This is a genomic window from Cupriavidus sp. DB3 (assembly GCF_020418465.1).
In the GTDB taxonomy this organism is placed as follows: Bacteria; Pseudomonadota; Gammaproteobacteria; order Burkholderiales; family Burkholderiaceae; genus Cupriavidus; species Cupriavidus cauae.
The window spans coordinates 467547-486980 of record NZ_JAIZPL010000004.1 but is presented as its reverse complement, the minus strand read 5'-3'; the positions used below and the strand labels follow the sequence as shown (position 1 = coordinate 486980).

Sequence of the window (19434 nt, the reverse complement as noted above, 5' to 3'; positions counted from 1 at the left end):
AGGCGTTGCGCTCAGGACTACTCGTTGGACTCGCTGTCGCGCAGCAGGCGCCGGCATTCATCCAGACAGGATAGGCAGCAGGTGCCGCACCACAGGCCCGTGGCCGCGATGATCATTGCCACGCCCGGGTTGAGCGATCGCGGGTCGCCGCGGACCAGCACAACGGCGCCCGCCAGGCCGATCGGCAGCGACATCGCCGTGGCCATGACCACGGTCGCCAGCGCGCGATGATGGCGCGTCAAGGACCCGAGGGCGATCCAGACACGCCGCAATCCATCAGCGCCAGGATCGGGGGCGTGGTTGCCGTCGCTTTCGATCCAGTCGATGCGATGGGACGGAAGCAGGGCCGTGGTGGTGGTGGCGGCGGTGGCGGTGCTGGCGGGCGGCTGGCGATGGGGCGTGTCCACGTGGGGCCAGCCGGCATGCGAGACCGCGGCCCTGCTTGTCCTTGTGTATTGCACGGTGGCTCTCCCTTCCATGGTGGGCCCACAGGGTAAGGCTTCCGCCCGGCCGCGCGGGCCAAGCGGGCCGCTGCGCCTGTACCGGCGTACCGAAAAGGGAAAGGAATGCGGCAATTGCTGGAAAAACCGGCGGCCGCCTTTCGCAGGGCGCCGCTCAGGCGCGCGCCAGCAAGGTCTCCAGCGCACGCAGCCGTACCCGCGGACCATGGCGGATCAGGTCGTGCGCGCGCTCGCCGATCATGATCGCCGGCGCATCGGCATCGCCGCCGGCCAGCGTCGGCATGATCGACGCATCGGCCACGCGCAGCGCCTCGACCCCACGCACGCGCAATTGCGGATCGACCACCGACAGCGCATCGATGCCCATCCGGCAGGTGCCGGCCGGCCGCTCCGCGCCTTCCGCATGGGCGCGGACCAGCGCGTCGATGGCCGCGTCGTCATCGGGATCGGCGCGCACCCCGCCGCAATACAGCGCCTTGCCGCCGAACGCGGCCAGCGGCGGCTGCGCGAGGATGCGCCGCACCAGCGCCACGCCCGCGATCAGGTCGCGCACGTCCTGCGCATCGCCGAGCAGGCCGGCCTCGACCAGCGGCCGCCGCTGCGGGTCGCCGCCCGCCAGCCGCAACCGTCCGCGGCTGCGCGGACGCAGCAGCAGCACGCGGCAGCCGTAGCTCTGGCCATGCCCGTCCCCATCGCCGCGCGCATGGCCCGGCCCGACCACGAAGCGCAGTTGCAGATCGGGTTCGGAGAGTTCAGGCTGGCTCCTGAGCAGCGCGCCCGCGCTGACGGGCTCCGCCTGCGCCAGCGTGTTGCGCCGCCCGCCGAGTCCGGCCCCATGCCGCAGCCAGTGCCACGCCGCGGCGAGCGACCTGCCGATCGACGAATCGCCGCCGAGAAAACGCGGCCCGAACGATTGCCGCAGCGACGGCGGCGTCGGCCCGCGCTTGTGCAGCAGCATGCCGACCGGTTGCTGCAGATTCAAACCCACGCCCGGCAGATGCTGCACGACGCCGATGCCGTGCTCGCGCAGATGATCGGCGGGCCCGATACCGGAGACCATCAGCAGTTGCGGCGAGCCGATCGCGCCGGCGGCGAGCACCACCTCGCGCCGCGCGCGCAACTGGACGAGCCGGCCGTGGCGCAGCGCCTGCACGCCGACCGCGCGGCGGCCTTCGAAGAGAATGCGCTGCGCCTGCATGCCGTGCAGGACCTGCAGGTTGCCGCCGACGCCGCGATGCAGATAGGCACGCGCCGCGCTCCACGGCTCGCCGCGATGGCGCGCGCTCTGGAACCAGCCGACGCCCTCCTGCCGGGGGCCATTGAAGTCGTCGTTGCGCGGGTGGCCGGCATGGGCGGCCGACTCGACGAAGTAGCGGGCCAGCGGCGAAGGCGCGGAGGGATCGCCGACATGCAGCGGACCGTTGCCGCCATGCCAGGGGTCATCGTCGCGCCCCATCACGCGGGTATTGCATTCGGCGCGGCGAAAGCACGGCAGCACGTCGTCCCAGGACCAGCCGTCGCAGCCGGCCTCGGCCCAGCCGTCGTAGTCGGATGGCGCGCCACGCAGATAGGGACCCCAGTCCGGCGCGTCATCGTCGGGCCAGGCGGCCTCGAGCAGGGCGATCGATTCGCTGCCGCTGTCGGCGAGCCTGCCGGCCAGCGCGCACGCCGCCGCGCCGCCCCCGATCACGATGTAATCGAAACTGGTGTCCATTTGTCCCCTCGCACGATGGCAAGTCGGCGCGCCGCTTGCTTCGCGCATCGGGCCGCCACGCAGGGCCGGCGGACGGGGCGCGAACGCGGTCTATGCTGCCCAGTGTAGGCGCTTTGTCGAGGGGCAGAAGGAGAACGCGGAGGGGCCGGTCGAGCCCGGCGAAAACGCGGGGGAAACGCGGCGAACGCGCGGCGGAAATGGCGGGAATGCCGGGAAAAGGCGGGGGGAATGGCAGGAAAAAGTAGGCAGGACGCGCGCGCGCCCCGCCCTTGCGGCCGGTATTACGCCTTCAGCATCGGCTTGCCCAGCATCCGCGACAGCACCGCTTCCGGCGAGTGCGTGTGGTCCGAGATCGCGCGCGGATCGAGGTAGTAGGTCTGCTCCATCATCGCGCGGCCGCGCATCGCGGCGTGCAGCACCTGATCGCTGAAGACGATCCAGGTCGAACCCGGCGGGAAGTGGAATTCCTGCTGCGGTACCTTGGCCTGGTAGTCCAGGTCGGCCTTGGCCATGTCGTGCAGCTGCAGCATGCGGTGGTCGTATTCCGAGCGCTCGCGCTTGGTGATATGCAGCTGCTTCATCAGCCAGGCCTGTCCCGGCCACATGCCCTTGGTGCGCGGCACGAAGCGCTGGGCGAAATCGGCGAAGGGCTCGCCGACGCGCCACACCCGCGGCGCCTGCGGATCGATGTTGTGGAAGACGCGCAGCAGGCGCTTGCCCAGCATCGGATTGGACGGGAACGAGTCCACGTGCAGCCGCGTATCGTCCTTGCGCCAGCTGACCGGGCGCCCGGCGATTTCGCTGGGCCGCAGCGAGGTGCCGGCGCGCTCCAGATGCGGGCCGTATTCGGGGAACAGCGCCAGCACCAGCCGCTCGCTGTATTCGGCATAGCGCCGGATCAGCGCGTACAGGTCGGCGAGATCCTGGGGGCTGCCCACGGCGCCGCGCACCGCGGTGTCGTTGGCGCGCAGGTTGATGTTCTTGGACTTGCCATCCGACCAGCGGCTGTCGAGGAAGCGCTCCTCGCCCGGTTCGAAGCGGAAATGCAGGTCGGGGAAGTACAGCACCGCGCCCTGCTCGAGCTCGCGGCGCAGGCCCGCGGCCGTTTCGGCGCGCAGCTGCGGCGCCCAGTCGGTATAGGGCTGCGGGCGGATCAGGTCGAGCCCGCCGGCAGCGGCGGACGGCGCCGCGCCGGTCGAAGGCGCGACGGGAGGGACAGCGGTTTGAACGGACATGGGATTCCTCGGCATGCTGGCGTGTGCCACGCCTGATGGCGCGATTCTACCGCCGCGCCACGGCACGCTTGGCGCGCCAGCGTCGCGCCATGTTTTCGGCTCTTGAAGCGACGTCGTCCGACACTACATTCGTGACGAAGCGCGCCGGCCAGCGCCGGCACGCGGGGGGCCGGCCGCGCCGGTCCGAATACGAGTCGCTAGGAGTAGCAAGGAGCAAGGAGGTAATGCCATGTACGCATCGTTGCTGAGTTCTCCGGGCAGCCTGTTTGCCGAGTTCGACCGGCTGCAGCGCGAACTGCAACAGTTCCTCTCGACGCCGAGCAGCATCCGCGCGGTGGCGCGCGGCGCGTTTCCTGCCGTCAACATCGGCATGACGCCGTCCAGCGTCGAGGTCTATGCCTTCGCGCCGGGTATCGATCCGTCCACGCTCGACGTCAGCGTCGACCGCGGCCTGCTGACCATCGCCGGCCAGCGCAGCGCGCAGATGCAGGGCACGCAGCCACAGACCGCGCAGAGCGGGCAGACCGACCCGTCGGCCAGTCAGCAGGCCGGCCAGCAGGGCCAGTCGGCCTCGGGCTCGGGCTCGGGCTCGGGCTCTTCAAGGCTGGGCGAGGACACCAACGTCTATGTGCGGGAGCGCTTCAACGGCAGCTTCCGGCGCGTGATTTCGCTGCCGGAGGACGTCGATACCGCCCGGATCGACGCCACCTATCGCGACGGGCTGCTGCGGATCTCGATCGCTCGCCAGGAATCGGCCCAGCCGCGCCGGATCACCGTGAACTGACCCGATGATTGCACCGAGCAGGAGGTTCATCATGAACGATCAAGCCGTCACCCGGACCGACCAGGACCGGAACCTGAACGTGAACGCGAACGTCGGCGGGAAGAACGACAACGGCAATGCGGCCGCCAACGCGACGCTGTTGCCGCGCGTGGACGTGACCGAGGATTCGACCGGCATCACGCTGCTGGCGGACCTGCCGGGCGTGTCGCGCGACACGCTGCAGGTGCGCGCCGACCGCGACAGCCTGACCATCGAGGGCGAGATTCGCCAGGAGATGCCCGAAGGGCTGGAGCCGGTCTATGCCGAGGTGCAGATCGCCCGCTACAAGCGCGTCTTCACGCTGAGCCGCGAGCTGGACAGCAGCGCGATCTCGGCGGTGCTGAAGGACGGCGTGCTGAATCTGCGGATTCCGAAGCAGGCCGAAGCGCAGCCGCGTCGGATCGAAGTGAAGGTAGGGTGAGAGTGAGGGCGGCGGTGGCCTTTGGGCCGCCGCTGCCCTCCCCGGCCCCTCTCCCGCGGGCGGGAGAGGGGAGAACACCAGGAAGGATTACAGCCCGGCCGCCGCGCGCAGTGCCGCGGCCTTGTCGGTGGCTTCCCACGGGAATTCCGGCTCCTCGCGGCCGAAGTGGCCGTAGGCGGCGGTCTTCTCGTAGATCGGTCGCAGCAGGTCCAGCATCTGCACGATGCCCTTGGGCCGCAGGTCGAAGTGCTCCATCACCAGTTTGGCGATCGCCTCGTCCGAGATCTTGCCGGTGCCTTCGGTGTAGACCGTCACGTTGATCGGGCGCGCCACGCCGATCGCGTAGCTGACCTGCACCTGGCACTGGCGCGCCAGGCCCGCGGCCACCACGTTCTTGGCCACATAGCGGGCCGCGTAGGCCGCCGAGCGGTCGACCTTGGACGGGTCCTTGCCCGAGAACGCGCCGCCGCCGTGCGGCGCCGCGCCGCCATAGGTGTCGACGATGATCTTGCGGCCGGTCAGGCCGCAGTCGCCCTGCGGGCCGCCGATGACGAAGCGGCCGGTCGGGTTCACCAGGTACTTGGTGTCCTTGAGCATCTCGGGCGGCAGCACCGGCTTGATGATCTCCTCGATCACCGCCTCGCGGATCTGCGCCTGGGTGATGTCCGGCGCGTGCTGGGTCGACAGCACCACGGTGTCGACGCTGTGCGGACGGCCGTCGACATAGCGCACGGTGACCTGCGACTTGGCGTCCGGACGCAGCCAGGGCAGGCGGCCGTCGCGGCGCAGCTGCGACTGGCGCTCGACCAGGCGGTGCGAGTAGTAGATCGGGAACGGCATCAGTTCCGGGGTCTCGTCGCAGGCATAGCCGAACATCAGGCCCTGGTCGCCGGCGCCCTGGTTCAGATAATCGTCCGAGGCACGGTCGACGCCCTGCGCGATATCGGGCGATTGCTTGTCGTAGGCCACCAGCACGGCGCAGCCCTTGTAATCGATGCCGTAATCGGTGTTGTCGTAGCCGATGCGCTTGATGGTTTCGCGCGCGACCTGGATATAGTCGACGTTGGCCGTGGTGGTGATTTCCCCGGCCAATACCACCAGCCCGGTATTGCACAGGGTTTCGGCGGCGACGCGCGCGTATTTGTCCTGGGCCAGGATGGCGTCCAGGACGGCGTCGGAAATCTGGTCGGCGACCTTGTCGGGATGGCCTTCGGAGACGGATTCCGAAGTAAAGAGGAAGTCGTTTGCCACGAACTTTTTCTCCAGGTTAGCTATTGCGTGCCAACCATGTTCAGTCCGGGCGGCGACGCTTTAGCGGTATTTTCAGCACGTCCTGATGAGACGGTATCGCCCCGCAAGTTGTCAGTTAACTCGGCGATGCGCGGTATTATACGCGCCTGCGCGGCGCCGCACACGCGCCGCCGCAACGGTGTGCCGAGGCCATCGGCGCTCGCCGAGGCGATCGGCGGCGGCCGCGAAACAATAACCGCGGAAGAATGAACCACGCCGGCCCGGGGCCGGCCCCTTGTTGGGACTCCATGACCTTCCTGTTCTGGCTGATTGCCCGCTTGCCGCTGGCATGGCTGCAAGCCATTGGCGGCGTGCTCGGCCTGCTGGCCGCGCGCCTGCCGGGCCGCTACGGCAGGCGACTCACCGAGAATTTCCGCCAGGCCTATCCCGACGCCACCGACCAGATGCTGGCCGAGGCGGCGCGCTCCACCGGCCGGATGGTGATGGAGATGCCGTACTTCTGGAGCCGCAGGACGCTGAAGGCGCGGCTGGCCGGGTTCTCCGAACACACCTGGCCGGAGCTCGACCGGCTGCTGGGCAAGGGCAACGGGCTGATCATGCTGGTCCCCCATCTCGGTTGCTTCGAAGTACTGCCGCAGGCGTACGCGCTGCGCCACAAGGTGACCGCGCTGTACAAGCCGCCGCACCAGCCATGGCTGCGCGACTGGATCGAGCGCATGCGCACCCGGCCCAATCTGGTGATGGCGGCGGCCACGCCGCGCGGCGTGCGCACGCTGGTCAAGGCGCTCAAGCGCGGCGAGTCGATCGGCATCCTGCCCGACCAGGTGCCCAAGGGCGGCGAAGGGGTATGGGCGCCGTTCTTCGGCAAGCCCGCGTACACCATGACGCTGGTGCAGCGGCTGCAGCAACTGACCGGCGCGCCGATCGCGATGGTCTTCGCCGAGCGCACCGCGCAAGGCGCCACCTATATCGCCCACATGCGGGTGCTGGAAGACAGGCTGCCGGACGATCCCGTCGAGGCAGCCACCGTGCTCAACCGCACGGTCGAATCGCTGGTCGCCGAAGCGCCGACGCAATACCTGTGGGGCTACAACCGTTACAAGCACCCGGCGGGTGCGGAGCTCCCGCCCCAAGCCGCGTGACAGACTCCCATGACTTACCTGTTCTGGCTGATTTCCCGCCTGCCGCTGGCCTGGTTGCAGGCCATCGGCGGCGCGCTGGGCCTGCTGGCAGCCAAGTGGCCGGGCCGCTACGGGACGCGCCTGACCGAGAACTTCCGCCACGCCTTTCCTGACGCCACCGACGAGATGGTGAACGAGGCCGCCCGCTCGATGGGACGCATGATCCTGGAGATGCCCTATTTCTGGACCCGGCACACCATCAAGGCGAAGCTGTACGACTTCAACGAGGTAGTCTGGCCGGCGTTGGACCGACTGCAGGACCAGGGACGCGGCGTGATCGTGCTGACGCCGCACCTGGGCTGCTTCGAGGTATTGCCGCAGTCGTATGCGATGCGCCGGCCCGTCACGGTGCTGTTCAAGCCGCCGCACCAGCCCTGGCTGCGCGACTGGGTCGAACGCATGCGCAACCGCCCCAACATGACCAGCGCGCCGGCCAATCCGCGCGGCGTGCGCATGCTGGTCAAGGCGCTCAAGCGCAAGGAGGCCATCGGCATCCTGCCCGACCAGGTGCCGATCGGCGGCGAGGGCACGTGGGCGCCGTTCTTCGGCCGTCCCGCGTACACGATGACGCTGGTGCAGCGGCTGCAGCAATGGAGCGGCGCGCCGGTCGCCATCGTTGCCTCGATCCGTCTGCCGCGCGGCGGCGGCTATCGTGCCTTTCTGCGTGTGATCGAAGAGCCGCTGCCCGAGGATCCGGCCGCCGCCGCCGCCGTGATCAACGGCGTGGTGGAGGAGCTGGTACGGCTGGCACCGACCCAGTACCTGTGGGGCTACAACCGCTACAAGCACCCGGCCGGCGCGGAATTGCCGCCGCCGTGGCCGCCCGAGGCGCCCGCGCCATCCACGCCGCCCGCCCCGCCAGCATTGGGCGCCACCACGGCCGCCACGGCGGCCGGGGCGGCCGACCTGTCCGCCACGGAACCGACTTCCCCGACTTCGCATCCATGAGCCGTCTTTTCACCTGGCTGGGCATCGGTCTGCTGACCGTGCTCGGCAAGCTGCCCTACCCCCTGGTCGCCCGCTTCGGCGAAGGGCTCGGCAGCCTGCTGTACCTGTTTCCCAGCGGCCGCCGCGAGGTGGTCCGCGCCAACCTGCGCCTGGCCTTCCCCGACAAGTCCGAGGCCGAGATCGCCGAGCTGTCGCGCCAGTCGTTCCGCTCGGTGTTCCGCAGCTTCGCCGAGCGCGGCATCTTCTGGACCGGCAGCGAGACACAGATGCGCCGCTGGGTGCAGATCGACGACCAGGCCAACCTGGTCGCGCTCGACGGCGAGCCGCACATCCTGGTCACGCTGCACCTGTCCGGCGTCGAGGCCGGCGCGATCCGGCTGACGATCTACCTGCGCGACCACGTGGGCCGCTCGGGCGCGTCGCTCTACACCAAGCAGAAGAATGCGCTGTTCGACGGCTTCCTGAAGCAGGCCCGCGGCCGCTTCGGCGCCAACATGATTGCGCGCAACGACAGCGTGCGCGACATCATCCGCTGCCTGAAGAAGGGCGAGGCGCTGCAGCTGATCTCCGACATGGACTTCGGCGAGCGCGACTCGGAATTCGTGCCCTTCTTCGGCGCGCAGGCGCTGACGCTGACCTCGGTGTCGCGGCTGGCGCGGCTGACCGGCGCCAAGGTCGTGCCGATCTATACCGAGCAGCTGCCAGACTATCGCGGCTATGTGCTGCGCATCCTGCCCGCCTGGGACAACTATCCGGGCGAGAGCGTGACCGAGGACACGCGGCGGATGAACGCCTTCTTCGAGGACTGCATCCGCCCGCGCATCGCCGAGTACTACTGGGTGCACAAACGCTTCAAGCATCGCCCGCCCGGCGAACCCGAGATATATTGACGTTCGGCCGACATTGCGGCGGCCGCAAACCCAGAACACCGACACCGGCCGCCCGCGGCCTTCCGGCTTCCGGTCCTGACCGGTCCCGGCTTTTCCCGAACCGCGCCATGAAAATCCAGTTCACCAAGATGCACGGCGCCGGCAACGACTTCGTCGTGCTGGACGGCATCCACCAGACCCTGAACCTGAGCACCGAGCAATGGCGCGCGCTGGCGAGCCGGCATTTCGGCGTGGGTGCGGACCAGATCCTGATCGTCGAGAAGCCGACCCGGCCCGATGTCGACTTCCGCTACCGGATCTTCAACGCCGACGGCGGCGAGGTCGAGCACTGCGGCAACGGCGCGCGCTGCTTCGTCCGGTTCGTCACCGACCACGGCCTGACCGACAAGCGCTCGGTCCGCGTCGAGGTGATGAACGGCGTCATCACGCTGACGCTGAACGACGACGGCCAGGTCACGGTCGACATGGGCGCGCCCGAGTTCGAGCCGGCGCGGATCCCGTTCCTGCCCGAGGGGCTGCCGACGCGCACCGAGGGCGGCGACACGCTGTACGGCATCGAAACCAATGGCCGCACCGTGTGGATTTCGGCGGTGTCGATGGGCAATCCGCATGCGGTGCAGGTGGTCGACGACACCGAGCGCTTCCCGGTGCGCGAGGACGGCCCGGTAATCGAGCACCATGCCGCCTTCCCGAAGCGGGTCAATGCCGGCTTCATGCAGGTGGTCGACCGCAATACGATCCGGCTGCGCGTGTTCGAGCGCGGCTCCGGCGAGACGCTGGCCTGCGGCACCGGCGCCTGCGCGGCCGTGGTCGCCGGCATCCGGCGCGGCCTGCTCGACTCGCCGGTCAAGGTGCATACGCATGGCGGCGACCTGAGCATCGCCTGGGACGGCGACGGGACCCCGGTGCGGATGACCGGTCCGGCCACCACGGTATTCGAAGGCTCGATCGAGCTGGACGCGTTGCAGCCGCGCGGCTGATTCCAGCGATTTGGTGGCACGCGCCCGGACGTTCTCAGCTGCCGGACCTGCCCCAGCTGCCCGACCTCCCCCAAGCTGCCCGACCTGCCCCAGTGACCCTGCCGGACCCCCGGCGCCAACGCGGAGTAGCGCCCATGCCAGTCACGCCGCTCGATCCCTACCGCATCGCCAACGGCAAGGGCTTTCGCCTGGACCGCTTCGATGCGGGCGCCAAGCCCTTCTCCAGCGGCGACAAGACCAGCGACCGGGCCCGCCTGACCGAGCTGTCGACGCATCTGGACGAGCAGCAGGACATCTTCTACGCCGAGCAGTCGCGCAAGCTGCTGGTGATCCTGCAGGGCATGGATACCAGCGGCAAGGATGGCACGGTGCGCGGCGTGTTCCGCAGCTTCGATCCGCTGGGGCTGCGCGTGGTCGGCTTCAAGGCGCCGACCTCGGAGGAGAAGGCGCGCGACTACCTGTGGCGCGTCCACGCCCAGGTGCCGCGCGCCGGCGAGATCGCGGTGTTCAACCGCAGCCACTACGAGGACGTGCTGATCACGCGCGTGCATGGCTGGATCGACGCGGCCGAGTGCGAGCGCCGCTACCGGCAGATCCGCCACTTCGAAAGCCTGCTGGTCGAGACCGGCACCACGCTGGTCAAGTGCTTCCTGCATATTTCGAAGGACGAGCAGAAGTCCCGGCTCGAGGCGCGGCTCGCCGATCCGCAGAAGCACTGGAAGTTCGATCCCAACGACCTGGCCGAGCGCCGGCACTGGGACGCCTATATGGACGCCTACCAGGACGCGATCGCCGCGACGGCGACGCCGGAGGCGCCCTGGCACGTGATTCCGGCCGATTCGAAGACGCACCGCAATCTGATGGTCGCGGAGATCCTGCGCGAGACCTTCGCGCGGCTCAAGCCGGCCTATCCGCCGTCCGCGCCGGGGCTGGACAAGCTGAAGGTCGAGTAGTCGTCGAGTCGTCGAAGTCGAGCGGGGGAAGCAAGGATTGGGGCCCGACGGGCGCGGGGCCCGCAGCCCCGAGGGCCGAAGGCCTTGCGGGGGCTTGACGAGGCCCGCCCCGCAGGCCCGAGTTCAAACGCCGTAGCGCTGCCGGTAGGCCGCCACCGCGTCGCGCGAGGCGCCCAGCGCCGGGTCCTGCGCGGCGTCCAGATACGCCAGCAGGTCAGCCAGCGAGGCGATCGCGATCACCGGCACGCCGAATTCGCGCTGCACGTCCTGCACCGCGGAATGCGCGCCGATCTGCTCGGCGGTGCCGCTTTTCTCCATCCGGTCCAGCGCGATCAGCACCGCGGCCGGCTCGGCGCCGGCAGCCCGGATCATCTGCACCGATTCGCGCACCGAGGTGCCGGCCGAGATCACGTCGTCGACGATCACCACCTTGCCCTGCAGCTTCGCGCCGACCAGCGTGCCGCCCTCGCCGTGGTCCTTGGCTTCCTTGCGGTTGTAGGCGAAGCCGACGTTGCGGCCCATGCCCGCCAGCGCCACCGCGGTGGCCGACGCCAGCGTGATGCCCTTGTAGGCGGGCCCGAACAGCATGTCGAATGCGACACCCGAGGCCAGCAGGGTTTTCGCATAGAATTGCGCCACCTGGCCCAGCGTGGCGCCCTCGTTGAACAGCCCCGCGTTGAAGAAATACGGCGATTTGCGTCCCGCCTTGGTGACGAATTCGCCGAAGGACAGCACGCCCGCGTCCAGCGCGAAGCGGATGAAGGTCTGGCTGAGGTCGTCCGCCGCCGGCGTGGTTTGCTGCGTCATCTTTTCTCTCTTCAAAAAATTTCCCGAGATGTTACGGATTATCAGTGCCAACCTCAACGGCATCCGCTCGGCGGCCAAGAAAGGCTTCTTCGACTGGATGGGCAAGCAGGACGCCGACATGGTCTGCGTGCAGGAGCTCAAGGCGCAGGCCGCCGACATGACCGAGGCCTTCCTGGCGCCGCACGGCTATCACGGCTACTTCCACTACGCCGAGAAGAAGGGCTACAGCGGCGTCGGCCTGTACACCCGCCACAAGCCCGAGCGCGTCATCACCGGCTTCGGCAACGCCGAGTTCGACAGCGAAGGCCGCTATGTCGAAGTGCAGTATCCGCATCTGGCCGTGATCTCGGTCTACGTGCCGTCGGGCTCCAGCTCCGAGGAACGGCAACTGGCCAAGTACCGCTTCATGGAGGCCTTCCTGCCCCATCTGCTGCAGCTCAAGGCCAGCGGGCGCGAGATCGTGCTGTGCGGCGACGTCAACATCGCGCACAAGGAAATCGACATCAAGAACTGGAAGGGCAACCTGAAGAACTCCGGCTTCCTGCCCGAGGAACGTGCCTGGATCGGCGAGCTGTTCGACGTGCACGGCTATGTCGACGTGTTCCGCAAGCTGGACCCGCGGCCCGAGCAATACACCTGGTGGAGCAACCGCGGCCAGGCCTACGCGAAGAACGTCGGCTGGCGCATCGACTATCACCTGGCCACGCCGAAGATCGCCGATACCGCCAAGGCGTGCTCGATCTACAAGGACGAGAAGTTCAGCGACCACGCGCCGCTGTCGATCGACTACGACTTCCCGCTGTAACGGCAACGCCCGGACGCAGGCCGCCGGGGCGGATTGCCGCTGCGGTGCCCGGGCATCCTCGTTACAATGCACCCCTCACCCGTATTACCAAGCGAGTCCACCATGGCATTCAAAGTGTTCGTCGACGGCCAGGAAGGCACCACCGGCCTCCGGCTGCTCGATTATCTGTCCGGCCGTTCCGATGTCGAACTGCTGCGCATCGCGGAAGACAAGCGCAAGGATCCGGCCGAGCGAGCACGCTTCCTGAACGCCGCCGACGTGGCCTTCCTGTGCCTGCCGGACGTGGCCTCGCGCGAGGCGGTGTCGTTGGTGACCAATCCGAATACCTGCGTGATCGACGCCAGCACGGCGTTCCGCACCGCCGACAACTGGGCCTACGGCCTGCCGGAGCTGGTGCGCGGCCAGCGCGAGAAGATCCGCGCCAGCAAGCGCATCGCCGTGCCGGGCTGCCACGCCAGCGCCTTCGTGCTGGCCGTGCGTCCGCTGGTCGATGCCGGCGTGATGCAGCCCGACTACCCGGTCACCGCGTTCTCGCTGACCGGCTACAGCGGCGGCGGCAAGAAGATGATTGCGGACTTCGAGGCGGGCGGCAATCCGAAGCTCGACAGCCCGCGCGCCTATGCGCTGGGGCTCGAGCACAAGCATCTGCCCGAGATGCGCGTGCAGACCGGCCTCGCGCAGGCGCCGATCTTCAGCCCGATCGTCGGCAAGTTCTACAAGGGCCTGGCCGTCACGGTGCCGGTGTTCCCGGATCGCCTCGCGCGCAAGGTCACGCCGGAGCAGATCGCCGAGATCTACCGCAAGCACTACGAGGGCGAGCAGTTCGTCCGCGTGATGCCCGCCGCCAGCGACGAGCACCTGGACAATGGCTTCTTCGACGTGCAAGCCAACAACGACACCAATCGCGTGGATCTGTTCGTGTTCGGCTCGGCCGACCGCATCGTGCTGATCGCGCGGCTGGACAACCTCGGCAAGGGCGCGGCCGGCGCCGCGGTGCAATGCATGAACGTGCATATCGGCGCGGATGAGGCGACCGGGCTGACCGCCTGACCCTTTCGCTTTCCTGCCTCACCGATGCAAACGGCCCCGATTCGGGGCCGTTTGTGTTTGTACCGGGTTTTTGCGCCGTTCATGCGCCGTTTATGCGCCGTTTATGCCCGGTTTGTCCCCGGGCTTCCGGCAAGTCTGCCGGGCGCCGGCGCGCTACCGCTTGAGCGGCTGCTGCTTGTCCTCGTCGCCGCGATCGACCGGCGCGTTGGCCAGCCCCCCCATATTGGTTCGATACGCGGGCAACCGCTCGACCGTGGTGCCGATCGCCCGCGCGTACAGCGGCAGCACCTCGGGCATGTGCCGCTGCAGCTCGGCGATGCGCGACTGGCCCGACGGGTGCGTGGAGAGGAAATCCATGCTGGCGCCGGCCGCCGACGACTGCGACACCTTGCCCATCTTCTGCCACAGCGTCACCGCGGCGCGCGGATCGTAGCCCGCGCGCGCCGCGATATCCATGCCGACCAGGTCGGCCTCGGTCTCGTCCGAGCGCGAGAACTTCAGCGTCAGCAGATGCGCGCCGGTGCCCAGCGCCAGATTGCCCAGATTGCCGAAGCCGAACAGCTGCGAAATCACGTTGGCGCCGAGGTTGGTGATCTCGGCCTTGGCGGCGCGCTCGCGGGCATGCTCCTGCAGCGCGTGGGCGATCTCGTGGCCGATCACCATCGCCAGCTCGTCGTCGGTGGGCTTGATCTGGTCCAGAAAGCCGGTATAGACCGCGATCTTGCCGCCGGGCATGCAGAAGGCGTTGACCTGCTTGGCCTTGATCAGATTGACCTCCCACTTCCAGCCCTTGGCGCGGTCGTTCCAGCGGGCGGCCTGCGGCAGGATGCGTTCCGAGATCGTGCGCAGGCGCGCCAGGCGCGGATCGTTCGACGGCGCCAGCGCGCCCTTGGCGCGCGCCTCCTGCTTGATCTGCTCGTACTCCTGCGCGGCCTGCTGCTCGATCGCCTCGGCCGGCACCAGCTGGCTGACCGCGCCGCCGCCGCGCTGCACATTGACGCCGTCGGACTGCGCCAGCACAGCGGGCGCGCCGAGCAGCGCCACGGCGCCGAGCACGGCCAGCGTCAGCCGGCGCAGCGGCGCGACGAGGGCAAGCGAACGCGATGAGGGAACGGCAACGGAGGGAGCGGACATGGCCAGACGCAAGGGAAGGGGCATTGTTTCAACAGAATGCGACAGACATCACGAAGGCTGATGCAATAATACACGGCGCCCGATCGCCACCCAGGGCCCTCCAGGCGCTCCAACCGCCTGCTGCGCCCGGCCCCTGCCCCCGCCTTCATGACCTTCCAAGACTATCTCGATATTTTCCGCAATCGCCGCATCGGCGCGATGCTGACGCTGGGCTTCGCCTCGGGGCTGCCGCTGGCGCTGACCTCGGGCACGCTGCAGGCCTGGATGACGGTCGAAGGGCTGGACATCAAGACCATCGGCTTCTTCTCGCTGGTCGGCCAGGCCTACATCTTCAAGTTCCTGTGGGCGCCGCTGATGGACCGCTACACGCCGCCGCTGCTGGACCGGCGGCGCGGCTGGCTGCTGCTGACGCAGATCGGCCTGGTGCTCGGCATCGCCGGCATGGCCTTCTGCCCGCCGCGCGAGGCGCTGTGGCTGCTGGCGGGGCTGGCCACGCTGGTGGCCTTCCTGTCGGCCTCGCAGGACATCGTGTTCGACGCCTACAGCACCGACGTGCTGCGGCCCGCCGAGCGCGGCGCCGGCGCGGCGGTCAAGGTGCTCGGCTACCGGCTGGCGATGCTGGTATCGGGCGGCCTGGCGCTGTGGCTGGCGGACCGCGTGCTGGGCTGGCAGCAGATGTACCTGCTGATGGCCGCGCTGATGGCGGTCGGCCTGCTGACGCTGCCGTGGGCGCCGCGCGCCGAGTCGCCGCCGCGCGCGCCGCGCTCGCTGGAGGAGGCGGTGGTCGGTCCGCTGCGCGACTTCTTCGGACGCACCGGCGCGTGGTGGCTGCTGGGCCTGATCGTGCTGTACAAGCTCGGCGACGCCTTCGCCGGCAGCCTGTCGACCACCTTCCTGATCCGCGGCGTGGGCTTTTCCGCCGGCGAGGTCGGGCTCGTCAACAAGACGCTGGGCCTGGCGGCCACCATCATCGGCGCGCTGTTCGGCGGCACGCTGATGGTCAGGCTGGGCCTGTACCGCTCGCTGATGCTGTTCGGCGTGCTGCAGGCCGTGTCGAACTTCGGCTACTGGCTGCTGGCGGTGACGCCGGCCCATCTGTGGTCGATGGGCGCGACCATCGCGGTCGAGAACCTGTGCGGGGGCATGGGCACCGCGGCCTTCGTCGCGCTGCTGATGGCGCTGTGCAACCGCTCGTTCTCGGCGACGCAGTACGCGCTGCTGTCGGCGCTGGCCTCGGTCGGGCGCGTCTATGTCGGACCGACCTCGGGCTATCTGGTCGAATCGTTCGGCTGGGCGCCGTTCTACCTGGGCACGGTGGTCGTGGCGCTGCCGGGGCTGCTGCTGCTGCGCGCCATGCGCGGAACGGTGGAGCGCTACGAGAGCCAGACGCGTACGCCGCGCGACGAGTCCGGCGCCGTTTCGGCCGTTCCGCTCCCGGCAGATGGCCGGGCACAGGGCAAGGGCGTTCGCGAGGGTTGATGCCAGGGTAGGCAACCGCCCTGCCCTCTCTCCCTCCCGCAAGCGGGAGAGGGCTGGGGAGAGGGCAGCCGGCGCGTCTACTGCTTGTAGTAGACGATCTGATGCGAGCTGGCCAGCAGCTCGCCGTCCGGGCTCCACAGTTGCGCGCTCTGGTCGAAGAAGCCCTGCCGGAACACCTGCGCCCGCGCGCTGCCCAGCGCGTGGCGATCGCCCAGCGCCGCCAGCGTGGCGGCATCCGCGTGGAAATAGGTCGTCAGCGAGACCGTGCCGGCCGGCACGAAGCCGGCGCGCTTGAGGAAGATGCGCGGATAGAAGCTGTCGCACCAGGCCGCGATCGACGCATAGTCGGGCGTGCGGGCCGGGTGGTCGCGCAGCCAGAACTGGGTCAGGCTGTCCGGATGCTCGGTGCCGGGCTCGGCCGCGGGCTTGGCGCCCCGCACCGGGCGCATCTCGTAGGACTTGAACCAGCGCACCGGCGCGAAGCCGGTCGGCAGCGGCGCGATGGCGTCGGCCGGCGGCACGTCGGGAAAGACAGCCTCGCCGCAGCCCCAGGTGTCGCGCCGCACGGCGAACACCGCGCTGGCGGTAGTCGCCACCTCGCCGTTCTGTACCAGTTCCAGCGACCAGTGCTGGGTCGAGCGGTTGGTGCGCGCGGGCCGCGCCTCGATCGTGAACGGACCCTCGGCGATCGGTCCGGCGAAATTGACGGTCAGCGCGATCGGATCGCCGAGCCGCTGCGGATGCTGCAGCGCCGCCTGCAGCAGCGTCGCCGCCGTGATGCCGCCGTACGGCCCGATCATGTTCCAGTACGACTCGGTGGTGCGGCCGGTAAAGCGGTGCTCGCCGGCGGGGGTCAACGCAATCGCGTCGTCGAAGGGATGCAGCTCGGATGTCGCGGACATGGGGCCTCGCCGAAAAGCGAACGATCGTTCGGAATTTCCGTACGGTAGTCGTCCGGGTGGCCGCTCGTCAAGTGCCGGCCGCCCCCTCCGAAGCCATCCCGGGCCGAACAGACTCGGCCGGGGAGTCAGGCGAGCAGTCAGGCGCGCAGTCAGGCGAGGAGTCAGGCGAGGAGTCAGGCGAGCAGTCAGGCGAGCAGTCAGGCCGATGAGTCAGGCCGAAGTAGCCAGGGCGGCTCGTCAGACCGTCCCCCGGACCGGCCCTCAGGCCGAACAGACCCGATACACCGCCAGGCTGCCGCGCCAGTTGACGCCCCAGTTCACCGTGATGCCCTCGTGCATCACCACGCGATCGAGGATGCGCAGCCCGACCTTGGGCGCCAGCGCCTCGAAGTCGCTGATGGTCAGCACGCGCACGTTGGGCGTGTCGTACCACTGGTAGGGCAGCGACTCGGACACCGGCATGCGGCCGCGGAACACCGACAGCCGGTGCGGCCAGTAGCCGAAGTTCGGGAACGACACGATGCACTCGCGGCCGACGCGCAGCGTGTCGCGCAGCACCTGCGCGGTGTTGTGGATCGTCTGCAGCGTCTGCGACAGGATCACGGTGTCGAAGCTCTTGTCCTCGAACAGCGCGAGTCCGCCCTCCAGGTTCTGCTGGATGACATGCACGCCCTTCTGCGCGCACGCCAGCACGCCCTCGTCGCGGATCTCGATGCCGTAGGCCTGCACGTCGAGCTCGTCCTGCAGCACGCGCAGCAGGCTGCCGTCGCCGCAGCCCAGATCGAGCACGGTCGCATTCGGTTCGATCCAGCGCGCGATCGCGCGAAAATCCGGCCGCCGTGCCAGCACGCCGTTGGCCGCTTCGGTGATGGACTTGGCATTCATGCGCCGATCTCCCGGGCAATGCGTTCGTAATAGGCGCGCATCAGGTTGTGGTAACGCGGATCGTCGAGCAGGAAGGCGTCGTGGCCATGCGGGGCATCGATCTCGGCGTAGCTGACCGGCCGCTTGTTGTCGAGCAGCGCCTTGACCAGCTCGCGGCTGCGGCTCGGCGCAAAACGCCAGTCGGTGGTGAAGCTGGCGACGAGGAAACTGGCCTTCGTATGCGCCACGGCGCGGGTCAGGTCGCCGCCGAACGTCAGCGCCGGATCGAAGTAGTCGAGCGCGCGCGTGATCAGCAGATAGGTATTGGCGTCGAAATACTCGGCGAACTTGTCGCCCTGGTAGCGCAGGTAGCTCTCGACCTGGAACTCGACATCGAACGAGAAGCGGATGTCCTCGGCCTTGAGCTCGCGGCCGAATTTCGCCGCCATGTCCTCGTCGGACAGGTAGGTGATATGGCCGATCATCCGGGCCACGCGCAAGCCGCGCTTGGGCTTGACGCCATGCGCGTAGTAGTTGCCGCCGTGGAAGTCGGGGTCGGACAGGATCGCGCTGCGCGCGACCTCGTTGAAGGCGATGTTCTGCGCCGACAGCTTCGGCGTCGAGGCCACCACGATGCAATGGCGCAGCCGATCGGGATACATCAGGCTCCAGGCCAGCGCCTGCATGCCACCGAGGCTGCCGCCCATCACCGCGGCGAACTGCTCGATGCCGAAGGCGTCGGCCACGCGCGCCTGCGCATTGACCCAGTCCTCGACCGTGACCACCGGGAAGGTGGCGCCGAAGGGCTGGCCGGTGGCCGGGTTCAGGCTCATCGGACCGGTCGAGCCGAAGCACGAGCCCAGGTTGTTGATGCCGATCACGAAGAAGCGGTCGGTATCGAGCGGCTTGCCGGGGCCGACCATGTTGTCCCACCAGCCCACGTCGCGCGGATCGTGCGCGTAGACGCCCGCCACGTGGTGCGAGGCGTTCAGCGCGTGGCACACCAGCACGGCGTTGGTGCGCGCGGCATTGAGCGTGCCGTAGGTCTCGACCATCAGGTCGTAGTCGGCCAGCGACGAGCCGTTGCGCAGCGGCAGCGGCTCGGCGAAATGCATGCGCTGCGGCGTCACGATGCCGACCGAATCGGACGGCAGCGGCAGCGCGGCGCTGGAGGCGGCGGAATCTGCGGAAACGGCGGCGGGAGCGGCCGGTTCCGTCTTTACGGACGGCGAGGCAACGTCAGTCATGTAGGCGGCCCGTGTGCGACGGGCATGAAAAAACCCGACCGGTCTTGCGTTTGGAATCACGCAGCCAAGTCGGGTTGTTGTCGCGCCGGATGCTTCGCTGTCCGCCGCCGGTGGCGTTGTCCCTGAAAATGCGTTCCTGTCGAATCGCGAATCGGAGAGGGGCGCCGACCAACCTCTTTAGCCGCATTTATAGTGGCAAGGAATTTCCCTCGCCGCGCGCCCGCAAGCCAGTCATCAAATCGGCGCGACCGGCAGATTATAGAGCAAAGCGATAGACATCAGCAGAAGA

20 protein-coding genes are annotated in these 19434 nt (G+C 68.7%); 11 read left to right on the top strand and 9 right to left on the bottom strand.

Annotated features, from left to right (window positions below):
- Positions 1–17: 17 nt before the first annotated feature.
- The 3 genes from K7G19_RS15680 to K7G19_RS15670 form a co-directional block, all read right to left on the bottom strand.
- Positions 18–479: a hypothetical protein gene (locus K7G19_RS15680; protein WP_226108043.1), complete on the bottom strand. Its 462-nt coding sequence runs from the start codon at positions 477–479 to the stop codon at positions 18–20.
- A gap of 136 nt (positions 480–615) precedes the next feature.
- Positions 616–2175 (bottom strand): GMC family oxidoreductase, encoded by a 1560-nt coding sequence (locus tag K7G19_RS15675; protein WP_226108041.1) that lies wholly within the window; start codon positions 2173–2175, stop codon positions 616–618.
- 281 nt (positions 2176–2456) lie between these two features.
- Positions 2457–3410, bottom strand: coding sequence for a Kdo hydroxylase family protein (locus K7G19_RS15670; RefSeq protein ID WP_226108039.1), 954 nt, complete (start codon positions 3408–3410; stop codon positions 2457–2459).
- A 229-nt stretch (positions 3411–3639) separates the two neighbouring features.
- On the opposite strand from K7G19_RS15670, the gene K7G19_RS15665 reads away from it, so the two are divergent.
- Both K7G19_RS15665 and K7G19_RS15660 read left to right on the top strand, forming a co-directional pair.
- On the top strand, positions 3640–4194 hold the full coding sequence (locus K7G19_RS15665) for an Hsp20/alpha crystallin family protein (protein WP_226108037.1): 555 nt from the start codon (positions 3640–3642) through the stop codon (positions 4192–4194).
- A 31-nt stretch (positions 4195–4225) separates the two neighbouring features.
- A complete protein-coding gene (locus K7G19_RS15660; protein ID WP_149317246.1) occupies positions 4226–4654 on the top strand; it encodes an Hsp20/alpha crystallin family protein in 429 nt (142 codons plus the stop codon).
- A gap of 87 nt (positions 4655–4741) precedes the next feature.
- Here K7G19_RS15660 and metK read toward each other — a convergent pair whose 3' ends face one another.
- Positions 4742–5905 (bottom strand): methionine adenosyltransferase, encoded by a 1164-nt coding sequence (gene metK / locus K7G19_RS15655; protein WP_226108034.1) that lies wholly within the window; start codon positions 5903–5905, stop codon positions 4742–4744.
- Positions 5906–5932: 27 nt separating this feature from the next.
- On the opposite strand from metK, the gene K7G19_RS15650 reads away from it, so the two are divergent.
- The 6 genes from K7G19_RS15650 (at position 5933) to K7G19_RS15625 (ending at position 10857) form a co-directional block, all read left to right on the top strand.
- A complete protein-coding gene (locus K7G19_RS15650) occupies positions 5933–6154 on the top strand; it encodes a hypothetical protein (protein WP_149317247.1) in 222 nt (73 codons plus the stop codon).
- 38 nt (positions 6155–6192) lie between these two features.
- Positions 6193–7047, top strand: coding sequence for a lysophospholipid acyltransferase family protein (locus K7G19_RS15645; RefSeq protein WP_226108032.1), 855 nt, complete (start codon positions 6193–6195; stop codon positions 7045–7047).
- A gap of 9 nt (positions 7048–7056) precedes the next feature.
- Positions 7057–8034, top strand: a complete 978-nt coding sequence (locus tag K7G19_RS15640) for a lysophospholipid acyltransferase family protein (RefSeq protein WP_226108030.1) — start codon at positions 7057–7059, stop codon at positions 8032–8034.
- Positions 8031–8924, top strand: a complete 894-nt coding sequence (locus K7G19_RS15635; RefSeq protein ID WP_226108028.1) for a lipid A biosynthesis lauroyl acyltransferase — start codon at positions 8031–8033, stop codon at positions 8922–8924. The genes K7G19_RS15640 and K7G19_RS15635 overlap by 4 nt, the downstream gene beginning before the upstream one ends.
- A 107-nt stretch (positions 8925–9031) precedes the next feature.
- Positions 9032–9904, top strand: a complete 873-nt coding sequence (gene dapF, locus K7G19_RS15630; protein ID WP_226108026.1) for a diaminopimelate epimerase — start codon at positions 9032–9034, stop codon at positions 9902–9904.
- A 134-nt stretch (positions 9905–10038) separates the two neighbouring features.
- Complete coding sequence (locus K7G19_RS15625) at positions 10039–10857, top strand: polyphosphate kinase 2 family protein (protein WP_226108024.1); 819 nt, start codon at positions 10039–10041, stop codon at positions 10855–10857.
- 123 nt (positions 10858–10980) lie between these two features.
- Here K7G19_RS15625 and pyrE read toward each other — a convergent pair whose 3' ends face one another.
- Complete coding sequence (gene pyrE, locus K7G19_RS15620; protein WP_149317253.1) at positions 10981–11664, bottom strand: orotate phosphoribosyltransferase; 684 nt, start codon at positions 11662–11664, stop codon at positions 10981–10983.
- A gap of 28 nt (positions 11665–11692) precedes the next feature.
- Between pyrE and K7G19_RS15615 the strand changes: the two genes are divergently transcribed.
- Positions 11693–12469 carry an exodeoxyribonuclease III gene (locus K7G19_RS15615; RefSeq protein WP_053820911.1) on the top strand — a complete coding sequence of 259 codons (777 nt, stop codon included), beginning with the start codon at positions 11693–11695 and terminating at the stop codon, positions 12467–12469.
- A gap of 102 nt (positions 12470–12571) precedes the next feature.
- A complete protein-coding gene (gene argC, locus K7G19_RS15610) occupies positions 12572–13519 on the top strand; it encodes an N-acetyl-gamma-glutamyl-phosphate reductase (protein WP_149317255.1) in 948 nt (315 codons plus the stop codon).
- Between the two features lie 153 nt (positions 13520–13672).
- Here argC and K7G19_RS15605 read toward each other — a convergent pair whose 3' ends face one another.
- On the bottom strand, positions 13673–14653 hold the full coding sequence (locus K7G19_RS15605; protein WP_223819532.1) for a M48 family metallopeptidase: 981 nt from the start codon (positions 14651–14653) through the stop codon (positions 13673–13675).
- Positions 14654–14800: 147 nt separating this feature from the next.
- Between K7G19_RS15605 and K7G19_RS15600 the strand changes: the two genes are divergently transcribed.
- Positions 14801–16132, top strand: coding sequence for a muropeptide transporter (locus tag K7G19_RS15600; RefSeq protein WP_226108022.1), 1332 nt, complete (start codon positions 14801–14803; stop codon positions 16130–16132).
- Between the two features lie 77 nt (positions 16133–16209).
- Here K7G19_RS15600 and K7G19_RS15595 read toward each other — a convergent pair whose 3' ends face one another.
- From K7G19_RS15595 to K7G19_RS15585, 3 genes are all read right to left on the bottom strand, one after another.
- A complete protein-coding gene (locus tag K7G19_RS15595) occupies positions 16210–17034 on the bottom strand; it encodes an acyl-CoA thioesterase II (RefSeq protein WP_149317256.1) in 825 nt (274 codons plus the stop codon).
- A gap of 261 nt (positions 17035–17295) precedes the next feature.
- On the bottom strand, positions 17296–17919 hold the full coding sequence (metW, locus tag K7G19_RS15590) for a methionine biosynthesis protein MetW (RefSeq protein ID WP_006577582.1): 624 nt from the start codon (positions 17917–17919) through the stop codon (positions 17296–17298).
- Positions 17916–19145: a homoserine O-acetyltransferase gene (locus K7G19_RS15585; protein WP_149317257.1), complete on the bottom strand. Its 1230-nt coding sequence runs from the start codon at positions 19143–19145 to the stop codon at positions 17916–17918. Before K7G19_RS15585 ends, metW begins: the two co-directional genes overlap by 4 nt.
- Positions 19146–19434 lie beyond the last annotated feature (289 nt).

Coding starts and splice junctions, on each gene's coding strand:
- K7G19_RS15680 (WP_226108043.1), bottom strand. CDS start 479: ATGGAAGGGAGAGCCACCGTGCAATACACAAGGACAAGCAGGGCCGCG.
- K7G19_RS15675 (WP_226108041.1), bottom strand. CDS start 2,175: ATGGACACCAGTTTCGATTACATCGTGATCGGGGGCGGCGCGGCGGCG.
- K7G19_RS15670 (WP_226108039.1), bottom strand. CDS start 3,410: ATGTCCGTTCAAACCGCTGTCCCTCCCGTCGCGCCTTCGACCGGCGCG.
- K7G19_RS15665 (WP_226108037.1), top strand. CDS start 3,640: ATGTACGCATCGTTGCTGAGTTCTCCGGGCAGCCTGTTTGCCGAGTTC.
- K7G19_RS15660 (WP_149317246.1), top strand. CDS start 4,226: ATGAACGATCAAGCCGTCACCCGGACCGACCAGGACCGGAACCTGAAC.
- K7G19_RS15645 (WP_226108032.1), top strand. CDS start 6,193: ATGACCTTCCTGTTCTGGCTGATTGCCCGCTTGCCGCTGGCATGGCTG.
- K7G19_RS15640 (WP_226108030.1), top strand. CDS start 7,057: ATGACTTACCTGTTCTGGCTGATTTCCCGCCTGCCGCTGGCCTGGTTG.
- K7G19_RS15635 (WP_226108028.1), top strand. CDS start 8,031: ATGAGCCGTCTTTTCACCTGGCTGGGCATCGGTCTGCTGACCGTGCTC.
- dapF (WP_226108026.1), top strand. CDS start 9,032: ATGAAAATCCAGTTCACCAAGATGCACGGCGCCGGCAACGACTTCGTC.
- K7G19_RS15625 (WP_226108024.1), top strand. CDS start 10,039: ATGCCAGTCACGCCGCTCGATCCCTACCGCATCGCCAACGGCAAGGGC.
- pyrE (WP_149317253.1), bottom strand. CDS start 11,664: ATGACGCAGCAAACCACGCCGGCGGCGGACGACCTCAGCCAGACCTTC.
- K7G19_RS15615 (WP_053820911.1), top strand. CDS start 11,693: ATGTTACGGATTATCAGTGCCAACCTCAACGGCATCCGCTCGGCGGCC.
- argC (WP_149317255.1), top strand. CDS start 12,572: ATGGCATTCAAAGTGTTCGTCGACGGCCAGGAAGGCACCACCGGCCTC.
- K7G19_RS15605 (WP_223819532.1), bottom strand. CDS start 14,653: ATGTCCGCTCCCTCCGTTGCCGTTCCCTCATCGCGTTCGCTTGCCCTC.
- K7G19_RS15600 (WP_226108022.1), top strand. CDS start 14,801: ATGACCTTCCAAGACTATCTCGATATTTTCCGCAATCGCCGCATCGGC.
- K7G19_RS15595 (WP_149317256.1), bottom strand. CDS start 17,034: ATGTCCGCGACATCCGAGCTGCATCCCTTCGACGACGCGATTGCGTTG.
- metW (WP_006577582.1), bottom strand. CDS start 17,919: ATGAATGCCAAGTCCATCACCGAAGCGGCCAACGGCGTGCTGGCACGG.
- K7G19_RS15585 (WP_149317257.1), bottom strand. CDS start 19,145: ATGACTGACGTTGCCTCGCCGTCCGTAAAGACGGAACCGGCCGCTCCC.